Annotated in this window: 16 protein-coding genes; 14 read left to right on the forward strand and 2 right to left on the reverse strand. The window is 73.7% G+C overall.

Features of this window, described 5'->3' with window-relative positions:
• Position 1: 1 nt before the first annotated feature.
• The gene (locus FHX46_RS09835) at positions 2 to 1798 is read right to left on the reverse strand and encodes an AMP-dependent synthetase/ligase (protein WP_167112637.1); all 1797 of its coding nucleotides are present in this window, start codon (positions 1796 to 1798) and stop codon (positions 2 to 4) included.
• A gap of 114 nt (positions 1799 to 1912) precedes the next feature.
• Here FHX46_RS09835 and FHX46_RS09840 point away from each other — a divergent pair, with 114 nt between their 5' ends.
• From FHX46_RS09840 to FHX46_RS09880, 9 genes are all read left to right on the forward strand, one after another.
• The gene (locus FHX46_RS09840) at positions 1913 to 2323 is read left to right on the forward strand and encodes a polyketide cyclase / dehydrase and lipid transport (RefSeq protein ID WP_167112639.1); all 411 of its coding nucleotides are present in this window, start codon (positions 1913 to 1915) and stop codon (positions 2321 to 2323) included.
• 11 nt (positions 2324 to 2334) lie between these two features.
• Positions 2335 to 3126, forward strand: coding sequence for a metallophosphoesterase family protein (locus FHX46_RS09845; RefSeq protein ID WP_167112641.1), 792 nt, complete (start codon positions 2335 to 2337; stop codon positions 3124 to 3126).
• Between the two features lie 39 nt (positions 3127 to 3165).
• A complete protein-coding gene (locus FHX46_RS09850; RefSeq protein WP_167112643.1) occupies positions 3166 to 3609 on the forward strand; it encodes an SRPBCC family protein in 444 nt (147 codons plus the stop codon).
• 14 nt (positions 3610 to 3623) lie between these two features.
• Complete coding sequence (locus tag FHX46_RS09855) at positions 3624 to 4766, forward strand: ArsA family ATPase (protein ID WP_167112645.1); 1143 nt, start codon at positions 3624 to 3626, stop codon at positions 4764 to 4766.
• Positions 4763 to 5146 (forward strand): hypothetical protein, encoded by a 384-nt coding sequence (locus FHX46_RS09860; RefSeq protein WP_167112647.1) that lies wholly within the window; start codon positions 4763 to 4765, stop codon positions 5144 to 5146. The genes FHX46_RS09855 and FHX46_RS09860 overlap by 4 nt, the downstream gene beginning before the upstream one ends.
• 14 nt (positions 5147 to 5160) lie before the next feature.
• Positions 5161 to 6126 carry an ROK family protein gene (locus FHX46_RS09865; RefSeq protein ID WP_167121324.1) on the forward strand — a complete coding sequence of 322 codons (966 nt, stop codon included), beginning with the start codon at positions 5161 to 5163 and terminating at the stop codon, positions 6124 to 6126.
• Positions 6127 to 6145: 19 nt separating this feature from the next.
• Positions 6146 to 7015 (forward strand): NUDIX domain-containing protein, encoded by an 870-nt coding sequence (locus FHX46_RS09870; protein ID WP_167112649.1) that lies wholly within the window; start codon positions 6146 to 6148, stop codon positions 7013 to 7015.
• Between the two features lie 85 nt (positions 7016 to 7100).
• Positions 7101 to 7739, forward strand: coding sequence for a TetR/AcrR family transcriptional regulator (locus tag FHX46_RS09875; RefSeq protein ID WP_167121325.1), 639 nt, complete (start codon positions 7101 to 7103; stop codon positions 7737 to 7739).
• Positions 7740 to 7742: 3 nt separating this feature from the next.
• Positions 7743 to 8126 (forward strand): hypothetical protein, encoded by a 384-nt coding sequence (locus FHX46_RS09880; protein WP_167112651.1) that lies wholly within the window; start codon positions 7743 to 7745, stop codon positions 8124 to 8126.
• Between the two features lie 8 nt (positions 8127 to 8134).
• Here the strand turns inward: FHX46_RS09880 and mftR are convergent, their stop codons facing one another.
• Entirely contained in the window at positions 8135 to 8731 is a 597-nt protein-coding gene (gene mftR, locus FHX46_RS09885) for a mycofactocin system transcriptional regulator (RefSeq protein WP_167112653.1), read from the reverse strand.
• 85 nt (positions 8732 to 8816) lie between these two features.
• On the opposite strand from mftR, the gene mftA reads away from it, so the two are divergent.
• Genes mftA through FHX46_RS09910 form a run of 5 tightly spaced genes read left to right on the forward strand, consistent with a single transcriptional unit; the run spans position 8817 to position 14171 of the window.
• Complete coding sequence (gene mftA / locus FHX46_RS09890) at positions 8817 to 8921, forward strand: mycofactocin precursor MftA (protein WP_167106612.1); 105 nt, start codon at positions 8817 to 8819, stop codon at positions 8919 to 8921.
• Positions 8906 to 9190 (forward strand): mycofactocin biosynthesis chaperone MftB, encoded by a 285-nt coding sequence (gene mftB, locus FHX46_RS09895; RefSeq protein WP_167112656.1) that lies wholly within the window; start codon positions 8906 to 8908, stop codon positions 9188 to 9190. The genes mftA and mftB overlap by 16 nt, the downstream gene beginning before the upstream one ends.
• Positions 9191 to 9211: 21 nt before the next feature.
• On the forward strand, positions 9212 to 10423 hold the full coding sequence (gene mftC / locus FHX46_RS09900; protein WP_167112658.1) for a mycofactocin radical SAM maturase: 1212 nt from the start codon (positions 9212 to 9214) through the stop codon (positions 10421 to 10423).
• On the forward strand, positions 10420 to 12243 hold the full coding sequence (locus tag FHX46_RS09905; protein ID WP_167112659.1) for a mycofactocin system FadH/OYE family oxidoreductase 1: 1824 nt from the start codon (positions 10420 to 10422) through the stop codon (positions 12241 to 12243). The genes mftC and FHX46_RS09905 overlap by 4 nt, the downstream gene beginning before the upstream one ends.
• The gene (locus tag FHX46_RS09910; protein ID WP_167112661.1) at positions 12240 to 14171 is read left to right on the forward strand and encodes a mycofactocin system FadH/OYE family oxidoreductase 2; all 1932 of its coding nucleotides are present in this window, start codon (positions 12240 to 12242) and stop codon (positions 14169 to 14171) included. The genes FHX46_RS09905 and FHX46_RS09910 overlap by 4 nt, the downstream gene beginning before the upstream one ends.
• The last annotated feature ends 35 nt before the right edge of the window (positions 14172 to 14206 follow it).

Below are 14206 nucleotides of genomic sequence, written 5' to 3' on the forward strand. Positions count from 1 at the left end.
GCTACTTCTGGTACAGGCCCTCGATGAACCCGGCGTAGTTCTTCGTCACCACGTTGCGCTTCAGCTTCAGGCTCGGCGTGATCTCGCCGCCTGCTTCGCTGAAGTCCTTGTCCAGGATGACGAACTTCTTGATCGCCTCGGCGTGCGAGACCTGCTTGTTCGCCTCGTCCACCGCGCCCTGCACGGCGGCGAGCAGGTCCGGGTCCTGCGCCAGGTCCGCGACCGTGGCGCCGGCCGGCTTGCCGTTCTGCTGCTTCCAGGACGGGAAGAACTCCTCGTCGATCGTCACCAGCGCGGCGATGAACGGGCGCTGGTCGCCGACCACCATGGCCTGGCTGATCAGCGGGTGGGCGCGCATGGTGTCCTCGAGGCCGGACGGCGCGACGTTCTTGCCGCCCGCCGTCACGATGATCTCCTTCTTGCGCCCGGTGATGCGCAGGAACCCGTCGCGGTCGAGCTCGCCGAGGTCGCCGGTGTGGAACCAGCCGTCCTCCAGCGCCTCCTTCGTCGCGGTCTCGTTGTTGAAGTAGGCGCCGAACACCACGTCACCCTTGAGCAGCACCTCGCCGTCGTCGGCGATGCGCACCGAGGTGCCGGCCACCGGGCGGCCCACCGTGCCGACCCGGAACGCGTCCTGCGTGTTGACGTTGGCTGCCGCGGAGGTCTCGGTCAGCCCGTACCCCTCGAACACCGGCACGCCGATGCCGCGGAAGAAGTGCGCCAGCCGCGCGCCCAGCGGCGCCCCACCGGACACCGCGGCGATGCACCGGCCGCCCAGCGCGGCCCGCAGCTTGCCGTAGACCAGCTTGTCGAACAGGAAGTGCTGCGCCTTCAGCGCCAGGCCCGCCCCGCCGGAATCCTGCGCCTCGCTGTAGGACACGGCGACCTGCTCGGCCGCGTCGAAGATCTTGCCCTTGCCCTCGGAGTGCGCTTTCTGCTTCGCGCCGTTGTAGACCTTCTCGAACACGCGCGGCACGGCCACCACGAACGTCGGCCGGAACGTGCCGAGGTCGGCGACCAGGTTCTTCACGTCCGGGGTGTGCCCGAGCGTGACGCGCGCGGTGAACGCGGTGACCGCGATCGCCCTGGCCAGCACGTGCGCCAGCGGCAGGAAGCACAGCAGCGAGTTGCCCTGCTCCATCAGCTGCGGGAACGCGTTGATGTCGGCGCGGATCTCGGCGAGCAGGTTGCGGTGGGTCAGCTCGACGCCCTTGGGGCGGCCGGTGGTGCCGGAGGTGTACACGATGGTGGCCAGGTCGCCGGCCCGCACCGCGCGGCGCCGGTCGTGCACGGTGTCGTCGGCCACCTCGGCGCCCAGCGTGGTCAGCTCGTCCACGGCGGGACGGCCGGCCTCGATCTGCCAGGTGTAGCGCAGCTCCGGCAGCCGGTCGCGGACCTCGTCGACGGCGGCGAGGTGCTCGCCGGTCTCCACGAACACACCCTTGGCGCCGGAGTCGGACAGGATCCAGGCGACCTGCTCCGGCGAGGACGTGTCGTAGATCGGCACGGTCACCGCGCCCGCCGCCCAGATCGCGAAGTCGATCAGCGTCCACTCGTAACGGGTCTTGGACATCAGCCCCACCCGGTCACCGCGCTCGATCCCGGCCTCGACCAGGCCCTTCGCCACCCCGATGACCTGCGCGGCGAACTCGCGGGCGGTGATGTCCAGCCACGAGCCGTCCACCTGGCGCCGGAAGCTGATCACGTCGGGGAACCGCTCGGCGTTCGCCCACACGATGTCGGCGAGGTTCTCGTCGTCGGCAACCGGCTGCACTGCCGGGGCGCTGTACTCGCGCACGGTGGACCTCCGTGGTTCAAGGGTGTTACTCGCCAGTCACAACTTAGCGTCGGTGACACCTTACGACCAAGGGGGCGGGCCACCGGCACCTCGGGGCGTGACATCCTGCTGGGCGTGAGCACGCTCAACGGTGCGCCGCCGAGCATCGACATCGTCGACGAGACCTTCCTCGCGGTACCGCCCGGCACGGTGGCCGCGGTGTTCGCCGACCCGGCGGCGTGGCGGCGGTACTGGCCGGACCTGGTGCTGGAGGTCTACACCGACCGCGGCGACGAGGGCCTGCGCTGGACCGTGCGGGGTGCTCTGGTCGGCACCATGGAGGTCTGGCTGGAGCGCACGCTCGACGGCACCCTGCTGCACTACTTCCTCCGCGCCAGTCCGCAGGCGCCGATGAGCCCGCGGCAGCTGCGCCGCGAGTTCGACCGGCGCGCCCGCGCGGCGAAGGCGGTGGCGCTGGGACTGAAGGAGATCCTGGAGGACGGCCGGGAGCCCGGTGTCCCCCCGGCGGGTTCGCCGCGTCGCTAAACTGGGGGATCATGCGGGTTCACGTCGTGTCGGACGTCCACGGCAACACCGAGGCCCTGGCACGGGCCGGGGAGGGCGCCGACGCGCTGATCGTCCTCGGCGACCTGCTGGACTTCGTCGACTACCACCAGCACGACCAGGGGATCCTCGGCACGCTGTTCGGCGCGGAGAAGGTCGCCACGTTCGCCCGCCTGCGGCGCGAGGGCACCCGCGAGGAGTCGATCGCCTTCTCCCGCTCGCTGTGGTCCAGCCTGGACGACCCGGCCGCGGCCGTCGCGGAGGCCGTCCGCGAGCAGTACGCGGCGCTGTTCGCGGCGATGACCACGCCCACGTACGCGATCGCCGGCAACGTGGACTCGCCGGACCTGTGGCCGGAGTTCGCCGGGGACGAGGTGCGGCTGGTGGACGGCGAGGTCGTCGAGATCGGCGGCCTCCGGTTCGGCTTCACCGGCGGCGTGGTGCTGCCGCCGGGCGCGACGATCCGCCGGTCCAACCCGGTGTGGCGGCCCTACCTGCGCACCCAGGAGGAGTTCGACGAGGCCGTCGGCAAGCTCGCCGACATCGACGTGCTCTGCACCCACCAGCCGCCGGCGCTGCCGGAGCTGACCTACGACGTGGTGGCCCGGCGGCACGAGCTGGGCTCGTCGGCGCTGCGCGGGCTGATCTACGCGGAACAGCCGCGGTGGTCGCTGTTCGGGCACGTGCACCAGCCGCTGTCGGCGCGGCTGCGGGTCGGCCGCACCGAGTGCCGCAACGTCGGCCACTTCAAGGTCACCGGGCGGCCCTGGGTGCTGCGGTGGTGACTGCGGTGCGAACCGGGCGCAGGCGGTAACCTCTCCGCCATGGCCGAGCAGTCCACGCAGTCCATCGAGGTCGAGGCGCCGCCGGAGAAGGTCATGGCGGTGATCGCGGACTTCGGGTCCTACCCGGAATGGGCCAAGCAGGTCCGGGAGACCGAGGTGCTCGCCACCGACGACGCCGGCCGCGCCAAGCAGGTCAAGCTGACGCTGGACGCCGGTCCGATCAAGGACGTCTACACGCTGGAATACGACTGGGCCGCCGACGGCCGCTCGGTGAGCTGGCACCTGGTGCGCGGGCAGATGCAGAAGGCGCAGGACGGCCGCTACGAGCTGGTGCCGGCCGGGGAGGGCCGCACCCGGGTCACCTACACGCTGTCGGTGGAGCTGGTGCTGCCGATGATCGGGCTGCTGCGCCGCAAGGCGGAGAAGATGGTGATGGACACCGCGCTCAAGGAGCTCAAGCGCCGGGTGGAGGACCTCGCCTGAGGGCGGGGCGGCGCATGACGCGGCTGCTGCTGTTCACCGGCAAGGGAGGCGTCGGCAAGACGACGCTGGCCGCGGCGACCGCCGCGGCCCTCGCCGCACGCGGGTACAAGACCCTGGTCGTGTCCACCGACCCGGCGCATTCGCTCGGTGACGCGTTCGGTGTCCCGCTCGGTGCTGAACCGTCCGAGGTGGACAGCCGGCTGCACGGCGCGCAGGTGGATTCGCGCGGGCTGGCCGACGACATCTGGCAGGACCTGCGCGCCCGGCTCAAGGGCGCACTCGCCGGGGCCGGGGTGGACGCGCTGGACGCCGAGGAACTGAGCGTGCTGCCCGGCGTGGACGAGCTGCTCGCGCTGACCGAGGTGCAGCGGCTGGCCGAGGCCGGCCGCTGGGACGTGGTGGTGGTCGACTGCGGCCCGACCGCGGAGACCCTGCGGCTGCTCGCGCTTCCCGAAGCGGTTTCCGGGTACCTGGACAAGGTGTTCGGCTGGCAGCTCACGGTCACCGGGTCGCGCGGGCTCGCCCGGTCGATACGCGACCTCGCCGCGCACGTGGGCGCGCTGCGGGACCTGCTGACCGATCCCGCCGTCACGACCGTGCGGCTGGTGCTGACCCCGGAGCGGGTCGTGGTGGCCGAGGCGCGGCGCACCCTCAGTTCGCTGGCGCTGCGCGGTATCCGGGTCGACGGGCTGATCGTGAACCGGCTGGTGCCGGCGCCCGGGGTGTGGGGCGGCCCGGCGGCGTCCTGGATGCGCACCCGCCGCCGCCAGCAGGAGCAGGTGCTCGCCGAGCTGAGCGGGGAGCCGGCTTGCGTGGAGCACCGCGCGGCCGAGCCGGTCGGGTTGCCCGCGCTGCGCGAGATCGCCGCTGAGCTCTACGGCGAGCGGGACCCGTTGGCGGGCCGGGGCGGCGACCCCACGCCGCTGCTCCAGGTGACCGAAGTGGACGGTGGGTACCGGTTGCGGCTGGCGCTGCCGCTCAACCGCGACGCGCGGCTCGACCTGGCACGGGTGGACGACGACCTGGCCGTCACGGTGGACGGGTTCCGCCGCCTGGTGGCGCTGCCGGAGGCGTTGCGCCCGTGCCGGATCACCGGCGCGGAGTCCGGCGCGGACGGGCTCGTGGTCTGGCTGGCCGCCCCTGGGGAGGACGCATGACGACCGGTGAGGGGGCCACTGCGGCGAGCCTGGCGGAGGAGATCCGGCTGCTCGTCGAGATGGTCGTCGAGCGCGCGGCGCCCTGGCTGGACGGGGTGGTCGCCGCCGGGCACGGCGAGCCGGAGACGCCGGCGGACGGCACCGACTGCGGCTGGTGCCCGTTGTGCGCGGTGGTCGCCCTCGTGCGCGGGGAGAAGCCCGAGTTCGCGGCCCGCGTGCTGGAGCAGGCGGCGCAGCTGATCGCGTTGCTGCGCGCGGTGCTGGCCGACCGGTGGGAGCCGCAGGAGGGCGTGCACATGCCCGGGTTCCAGCCACCCCCGCGGCCGCGGCCGGAGTCCGGCCGGGTGCAGCGCATTCCGGTGCAGTGGCGGGAGAGCTAGTGCTCGCGATCGGTCTGGACGTCGGCGGCACGAGTGTGCGGGCCGGGGTGGTGGACGAGCACGGCTCGGTCCTGGACACCGCCCGCACGGGCACGCCGGGCACGGAGTCCGCGCTGGAGGACGCGATCGGCGGGGTGATCGACGAGCTGCGCAACCGGCATGACCGTGCCGGTGGGGCCGGTGGGGCCGGCGAGGTCGGCGCCGTGGGGCTCGCGGTCGCCGGGTTCGTCGCCGGCGACCGCCGCACGGTGATGTTCGCGCCGCACCTGGCGTGGCGGCACGCCCCGGTGGCGGACCGGATCGCCAAGCGCGTCGGTCTGCCGGTCACGCTCGAGCACGACGCCAACGCCGCCGCGGTGGGGGAGCACCGGTTCGGCGCGGCCCGCGGTGCGCACGTGGCGGCACTGGTGGCGATCGGCACCGGCATCGGCGCGGGCCTGCTGCTGGACGGCCGGCTGTACCGGGGCGCGCACGGGGTCGCGCCCGAGCTGGGGCACCTCACCGTGGTGCCGGACGGCCGGGCCTGCCCGTGCGGCAAGTACGGCTGCTGGGAGCGTTACTGCAGCGGGACGGCGCTGGCGGCGACGGCGATCGAGCTGCTCGCCCGCTACCCGGGCAGCTCGACGGTCCTGGCCCGGGACATCGCCGCGGACCCCGGTGCGCTCACCGGGCGGCGGGTGGCCGGCGCGGCGCGCGACGGCGACCCGCTCGCGCAGCGCGCGGTCGCCGAGCTGGCGAAGTGGCTCGGCGAAGGACTCGCGCTGGTGGCGGACGTGTTCGACCCGGAGATCGTGGTGATCGCGGGCGGGGTGTCGGAGTCGGCGCCGCTGTTCCTCGACGAGGCGCGCGAGCACTACGCGGCCGCGATCACCGGCGGCAGGCACCGGCCGCTCGCGCGGATCCGCACCGCGCAGCTGGGCGACGATGCCGCCCTGGTCGGCGCCGCCGCGCTCGCGCTCGAGGCGCGGGCGGTGCGATGAGGTGTGCCAAGCTGGACCTATGACCCCGGATGACGGCGACGGCTTCGTGTACTGCGAACTCGGCCATCGGCATTGGGGCATCCACGGCGCCGCCGGCCTGCTGCTGACCGACCCCGAGCGGGGAGTGCTGCTGCAGCACCGGGCGTGGTGGACGCACCACGGCGAGACGTGGGCACTGCCCGGCGGCGCGCGGCGCGGCGACGAGACGGCGCGCGAGGCGGCGACGCGGGAGGCCGGGGAGGAGGCCGCGGTGCCGGCTGCCGCGGTGCGGCCCACGGCCGAGTCGGTGGTGGACCACGGCGGCTGGAGCTACACGACGGTGCTCGCGTGCACCCGGCACCCGGTGCGGGAGCGGGTGGTCAGCGAGGAGAGCGCCGAGCTGCGGTGGGTGCCCCCGGAGGAGGTCGGCTCCTACCCGTTGCACGTGGACTTCGCGACCGCGTGGCCGGCGCTGCACGCGCAGCTCGGCCGCGAGCTGGTGCTGGTCGTGGACGCGGCGAACGTGGTCGGGTCGCGGCCGGACGGGTGGTGGCGGGACCGGGCCGGTGCCGCCGAACGGTTGCGGGACCGGTTGTCCGGGCTGGTGCACGAGGGCGTGCGCAGCACCGACGTCGGCCTGGGCGGCGCGGAGTGGTCGTGGTGGCCGCGGGTGCAGATGGTCGTGGAGGGGCAGGCGCGGGACGTGCCACCGGCCGATGACGTCGAGGTGATCGCGGCGGTGCGTGACGGTGATGCGCAGATCGTGGAGAGCGTGCGCAAGGCGCGGGACGCCCGCCCGCGTGATCACATCGTGGTGGTCACCGCGGACCGGGAGCTGCGGGCGCGGGTCGAGGCCGAGGGTGCGGGCGTGCTGGGCCCGGCGGCGCTGCTGAACCTGGTCGCGGACTAGGACCGGTTCCGCCGGTCGTGCTCGGGACCAGCGGCGGCAGAAAAAAGACCGACCGGTCGCTTTTATGTGTATGCTGATCGGTGTGATGGAGAAGCGGCGGGACGCCCGGCTCGAACGGGGGCGGCGGACCCGGGAGACCGTGCTCGATGCGGCGGTCGCGCTGGCGTCGGTGTACGGCCTGGAAGGGCTGACGTTCGGCCGGCTCGCCGAGCACCTGGGCACGAGCAAGTCCGGGCTGTTCGCGCACTGGAAGGACAAGGAGCACCTGCAGCTCGACGCGATCGACCGGGCGCGTGCGCAGTGGACCGACCGCGTGATGGCGCCTGCGCTGCGGGCTCCGGCGGGGGTGCGCCGCGTCCTCGCGCTGCACGAGGCGCGCATGGCCTTCTACGCCGAGGGCGTGCTCCCCGGCGGCTGCTTCTTCCTGGCCGCGCAGACCGACTTCGACGACCGGCCCGGGGTGGTCCGGGAGAAGACGGCGCAGTCGTTGCACGACTGGCTGGGCTTCGTCCGGTCCGTGGTCGAGGAGGCGATCGCGCTCGGTGAACTGCCCGGCGGCACCGACGCGGGTCAGCTCGCCTACGAGATCGACGCGCTGGGCGAGTCCGCGGTGATCCATTCGCGGTTCGTCGGCCCGGACACCACTTTTCCGCGCGCCCGCCGCGCCGTCCTGGACCGGCTGCGTGCCCTGGCCGTCCACCCCGATCTGCTACCGGAGGAATGAACAGTGCTGAGAACGTCGTGGGTTGCCGGACCGGCCGAGGCCGCCGGTCCGGTGCTCGTCAGCGTCACCGACTACACCTCGAACCGGCTGTGGGACATGCCGGGGATCTACCGCGCGGGCCGCCGGCTGGCCCGGCACTGGCCCAGCCTCGATGGTGCCGTCGGGCACTGGCTGTGGGCGGAGCCGCTGCAACGCCGGTCCGGGTCGGTCTCGGTGTGGCGGAGCAAGCAGGCCCTGCGGGGGTTCGTCGGGCTGCCCGAGCACGTGCGGATCATGCGCACCTACCGCGACCGCGGGAGCATCCGGTCCACCACCTGGACCGTCGAGGACCCGGACCTGCGGACCGTGTGGGCGCAGGCCTCGGAGTTCCTCCGCCAGGCCGCCTGACCGGGAGCTCAGCCCAGGGCCGCGGTCAGCTGGTCCACCCCGGCGGCCATCAGGTCGGCGAGGTCCGCCAGGGGGTCGCGCAGCCACTGTTCGTACGCGGCCAGTGCGATCCCGAGCGCGGTGTAGGCGACCGTCTGCGGGGCCAGCGCCGACGCGGGCACGCCGAGCCGTCCGGCGACGAATTCCGCGATCACCTGCCGCCAGTCCGCGTACCGCAAGGTCGAGTGCGCCTGGAGCGCCGGGGTGGTGAGGATCAGCTCCATCCGCTGCCGGTGCCACACCGCTTCGGCGGGGTCCACCCGGTTGAAGCGGACCAGCGCGTCCCGCAGCACGTCGGGCAGCGGGAGGTCCGGCGGGTAGGCGGCGAGCCGCTTGCGCATCCTGTCCAGCTGGCCGTCGAAGTCGCCCCACGCGATGTCGTTCTTCGACGGGAAGTAGCGGAAGAACGTGCGCCGTCCGATGCCGGCGGCCTTCGCGATGTCGTCGATCGTGGTGCGGTCGAAGCCGCGGCTGGCGAACAACGCGAACGCCGCGTGCTCGACCTCCGCCCGCGAAGTGATCGGCTTGCGCCCCGCGCGGGGCGCCGGATCCGCCTTTTCGGTCATCCCTCTTCCATTCGGCACTCGGTGCCATTATTGTCCGGGAAGCGCGGCCGCACCGCAGCGGCCGGATCGCCGAAGGGAGCATCGCATGTCCGACGCCGAGAACGCCGCCCCCGCTGTGGAGGACACGCTCGTCGAGGAGGACCTGCTGGTCGAAGAGGTCTCCATCGACGGCATGTGCGGCGTCTACTGACCGGCGTGTTCGATCCGGACCGCGCCTACCGGTGCTCCCCGCGGGTCGCGTTGCGGCCGGAACCGTTCGGGGCGCTCGCCTACGACTTCGGCACCCGGAGGCTGTCGTTCCTGAAGACGAAGATCCTGGTCGAGGTGGTGCGCACGCTCGGGGACCAGCCCGACGTGCACACCACGCTCGACGCCGCCGGCGTCCCCGCCGACCAGCGCCCGGCCTACCTCGCGGCGCTGGCAGGACTGGCCGAGAACGGCACGATCGAACCGCGCTGAACCCACCACGAAGGGCGTGCGATGAAGCTCGTCGAACACTTCAAGCAGGGGCTCACCTCGCCCATCTGCCTGACCTGGGAACTGACCTACGCCTGCAACCTCTCGTGCGTGCACTGCCTGTCCTCGTCGGGACGCCGTGACCCGCGGGAGCTGAGCACGGCGGAGTGCAAGGCCGTCATCGACGAGCTGCAGCGCATGCAGGTCTTCTACGTCAACATCGGCGGTGGCGAACCGACCGTGCGCGCCGACTTCTGGGAGCTCGTCGAGTACGCGGTGGACCACCAGGTGGGTGTCAAGTTCTCCACCAACGGCGTGAAGCTCACCCCCGAGCGGGCCCGCTGGCTCGCCGCCAGCGACTACGTGGACGTGCAGATCTCCCTCGACGGTGCCACCGCCGAGGTCAACGACCACGTGCGCGGGCCCGGTTCCTACGACACCGCGATCCGGGCGATGCGGAACCTGAGCGACGCCGGTTTCCGCAACTTCAAGCTGTCCGTGGTCATGACCCGGCACAACGTCGGGCAGCTCGACGAGTTCAAGGCCATCGCCGACCGCTACGGCGCCCAGCTGCGCATCACGCGGCTGCGCCCGTCCGGCCGCGGCGCCGACACCTGGGACGAGCTGCACCCGACCGCCGGGCAGCAGCGGCAGCTCTACGACTGGCTGGTCGCGCACGGCGAGCAGGTCCTCACCGGCGACTCGTTCTTCCACCTCAACGCGCTCGGCTCGGACCCGCTGCCCGGTCTCAACCTGTGCGGCGCGGGCCGCGTGGTGTGCCTGATCGACCCGGTCGGCGACGTCTACGCCTGCCCGTTCGCCATCCACGAGGAGTTCCTGGCCGGCAACGTCCGCGATGCGGGCGGGTTCGCCGGTGTGTGGCGCACCTCGGAGCTGTTCGAGCGCCTGCGCGGTCCGCAGACCGGTGGTGCGTGCACGTCGTGTTCGGCCTACGACGCCTGCCAGGGCGGGTGCATGGCGGCGAAGTTCTTCACCGGTCTGCCGCTGGACGGGCCGGATCCCGAATGCGTCCAGGGCCGGGGGGAACTGGCGCTGGCCGGCGTGGGCACGCCCGCACCGCGCTCGCACATCGACCACTCGCACTCCACGACCCGCAAGAGCCGCCAGAGCCGGAAGGTGCCGGTCAGCATCGGGTTCGGGCCGCCCGAGGCCGGCGCGCGGCCGGACCGGGCCTGCGACACCAGCCCGCTCGCGGGGTTCCAGCCGGCGCGATGACCGGGCTGACCGGCCCCGTCCGGGTCGGCGGCCACACCGCCCCGAGCCGGGTCCTCTTCGGCCCGCACGAAACCAACCTCGCCTGCGGCCGGGCGCTCGCGGACCGGCATGTCGCCTACTACCGGCGGCGCGCCGAGGGTGGCGCGGGGATCGTGGTCACCGAGACGGCCAGCGTGCACGCATCGGACTGGCCCTACGAACGCGCGCCGCTGGCCGCCGCGTGCGGACCGGGCTGGCGATCCACCGCGGACGCTTGTCGTCCACACGGGACACTGGTGGTGGCCTCGCTGGGACACACCGGCGGGCAGGGGAGTTCGGCCTACCACCAGTCGGCGCTGTGGGCGCCGTCGCGGGTGCCGGACCCGGTGAGCCGCGAACTGCCGATGGAGATGGAAGAGCCGGAGATCAGCGCGCTGATCGCCGGGTTCCGCGACTCCGCGGCGCTGGCCGTCCAATCCGATGTGGACGGTGTGGAGATCGACGCCGGGCAGTACTCGCTGATCCGGCAGTTCTGTTCCGGGCTGACCAACCAGCGGCGCGACGCCTACGGCGACCGCGGACGGCTGCTGCGGGAGGTGCTGGCCGTGGTCCGGGCGGCCATCGGCGACCGGATCCTCGGGCTGCGCCTGGCGTGCGACGAAGGCGCCCCGTGGGCGGGGATCACGCCGGAACAGGCGGCCGAGCTCGTGCCGGACGTGGCCGGCCTGCTGGACTACCTGGTGCCGGTGCGGGGTTCGGCGTTCGCGGACTCCCGCCCGGATCTGCATACCGGGCCGGCCTTCAACGCCGGGTTGTGCCGCAGTCTCGCCGGGCCGGTGACGACGGTGCTGCAGGGCGGTGTGGTCGACCCCGCCGACGCGGAACGCGCACTGGCCTACGCCGGGCTGGTCGAGATGACCCGAGCGCTGATCGCCGACCCCGACCTCGTCCGGCACGTCCGCGCCGGGCGGGCGCCCCGGCCGTGCGTGCTGTGCAACCAGATGTGCCGGGTGCGGGATCCGCGCAACCCGGTCGTCAGCTGCATCGGCGAGCCGCGCAGCGGGCACGAGACGGAGGATCCCCTGGGCGGGCCGGGATCCGGTGCGGTGCTGGTGGCCGGCGGCGGACCGGCCGGGCTGGAGGCCGCCCGCGTGCTCGCGCTGCGCGGGTTCGACGTGGAGCTGACCGAGCGGGACGACCGGCTCGGCGGCATGGTCCGGATCGCCGCGCGGGTGGCGGGCCGCGAGCGGCTCGGCCAGCTGGTGGACTGGCTGGAGGCCGAGGTTCGGCGGCTGGGCGTGCGGGTCTCGACCGGGGTGGAGACCCGCGAGCCGGACGGGCGGCCGGTGATCGTCGCGACCGGCAGTACCGCCGGGCCCCGGGACTACGCCGTCGAGGGCGGTGCGGTGCTCGACGTGGTGACCGTGCTGGCCGGTGCCGCCCTGCCGGACGGGCCGGTTGTGGTGCACGACCCGGTCGGCGACTGGGTCGGCGCCGGGGTCGCGGAGCTGCTGGCGGGCCGCCGTGCGGTGGCGATCGTCAGCCCGGACCCGGCGATCGCTGCCCGGACGGGCGACCTCGCCGGCGTCAACACCCGGCTGCAGCGGGCCGGGGTGACGCTGGTGAAGCGGTCCCGCCCGCGGGTGGTGCGGCGGGACCACGTGGTGGCGGAGGACGTGCACACCGGGGCGGTGCGGGAGCTGCCGTGCGCGGTTTTGGTCCACTGTGGACATCGGTGGCCGGATCCGGCGTTGCCCGGCATCGCCGTCGGGGACGCGGTGGCGCCGCGGACGATCCACGAGGCCGTCCTGGAGGGCAGGCGCGCGGCGGTGGCGCTGTGAGCCTGCTGTTCGAACCGCTGCGGCTGGGGCCGGTCGAGGTGCGCAACCGGATCGTGTTCGCCGCGCACCTGACCAACTACGCGGCCGGCAACCTGCCCACCGAGCAGCACGCCGCGTACTACGCCGCCCGTGCCGCGGGCGGTGCCGGACTGATCATCTCCGAGGAGCACGTCGTGCACCCCTCGGACTGGCCCTACGAGAAGGTGATCCACGGCTACCGGCCCGAGGTGGTGCCCGGCTACCGGCGGATCACCGGCGCGGTGCACGCACACGGTGTGCCGATCTTCGCGCAGCTCAACCACAACGGCGGTCAGGCGTGGTCGCGGTACTCGCGCCGCGTGGTGTGGGCGCCCTCGCCGGTGCCGGATCCCCTGTTCCGGGAGGTGCCCAAGGCGATGTCGCACGCGGAGATCGCCGAGGTCGTCGCCGGGTACGGCCGGGTCGCCCGGCACTGCGCCGAGGGCGGGTTCGACGGGGTGGAGATCCAGTGTTCGCAGTCCTCGCTGGTGCGCGGGTTCCTGGCGCCCGCGACGAACCTGCGGACCGACGACTACGGCGGGTCGCTCGCGAACCGCGCGCGGATCCTGCGGGAGATCATCGGCACCGTGCGCGCGGCGATCGGGCCGTCGCGGGCGCTGGGCGTGCGGCTGTCCGGTGACGACCTGGTCGAGGGCGGTGTCACGCTCGGCGAGGCGGTCGAGGTGGCGCGGATGATCGCGCCCGGCATCGACTACCTGAACACCTCCATCGGGGTCGCGACCGCGTCGTTGTACCTGGTCGAACCGTCAATGGCGGTGCCGCGCGGGTACGCGCTGCCGGTGGCCGGGGCGTTCCGGCGGGCGGTGTCGCTGCCGGTGGTCGGCATCGGGCGGATCAAGGACCCGGCGGAGGCCGAACGCGCGCTCGCGGAGGGTCTGTGCGACCTGGTCGGGGTGGTGCGCGGGCAGATCGCGGACCCGGAGTTCGCCGGCCAGGCCCGCGCGGGCCGGCCGGTGCGCACCTGCCTGTCGTGCAACCAGGAGTGCGCCGGCCGGGTGGGGCTGAACCGGTGGCTGGGCTGCGTGGCGAACCCGCGCGCCGGGCGGGAGGCGGTGCCGTTGCCCGAGCCGGGACCGCGGCCGAAGCGGGTACTGGTCGTGGGCGGCGGCCCGGCGGGTCTCCGGGCGGCGGCCACGGCCGCCCAGCGGGGGCACCACGTGACGGTCTGCGAACGGGCGGCGTCGGTGGGCGGGCAGATCGCGCTGGCGGCCACGGCGCCCGGGCGGGCCGAGCTGGGGGACCTGGTGCGCGACCTGTCGCGCGAGTGCCGTGCGGCGGGTGCGGACGTGCGGACCGGGGTGGCGGTGACCGCAGCCCAGCTGCTGGCGGAGGCGCCGGACGCGGTCGTGCTGGCGACCGGGGCCCGCCCGGTGGTGCCCGAGTGGGCGGCGGGCCTGCCGCGGGTGGTGCACGCGCGGGACGTGCTGGGCGGGGTGTCGCCGTCGGGATCGGTGGTGGTGATCGACGAGACCGGTTTCCACCCCGCGACCTCGGTGGCGGAGCTGCTGGCGCAGCGCGGGTGCCGGGTGACGCTGTCGACACCGGCCATGGTCGTGGGACAGGACCTGGGGACCACGCTGGACCGCGAGCTGTTCGGGCGGCGGGCGCACGCGCTCGGGGTGGCCGAGTCGACGGACGAAATGGTGCTGGATGCCGCCGCGGCGGAGGATGGGGGCGTGGTGTTGCGGGTGCTCAGGCACACGACCGGCGAGGTCCGGCAGGTCCGCTGCGACTGGGTGGTGTGCGCGACGCACCAGGCACCGGAGGATTCGCTGTGGCACGCGCTGCGCGACGCGCCCTTCCCGGTCCTGCGGGCGGGTGATTGCCTGGCCCCGCGGCGCGCGCACGCCGCGGTGGTGGAGGGGCACCGGGCGGGGGTGTCGTTGTGAACGGCCCGGCCGGGTGCGGTGGGGTGGTTCCGCGA

It is taken from the genome of Amycolatopsis viridis, from assembly GCF_011758765.1.
GTDB classification, from domain to species: Bacteria; Actinomycetota; Actinomycetes; order Mycobacteriales; family Pseudonocardiaceae; genus Amycolatopsis_E; species Amycolatopsis_E viridis.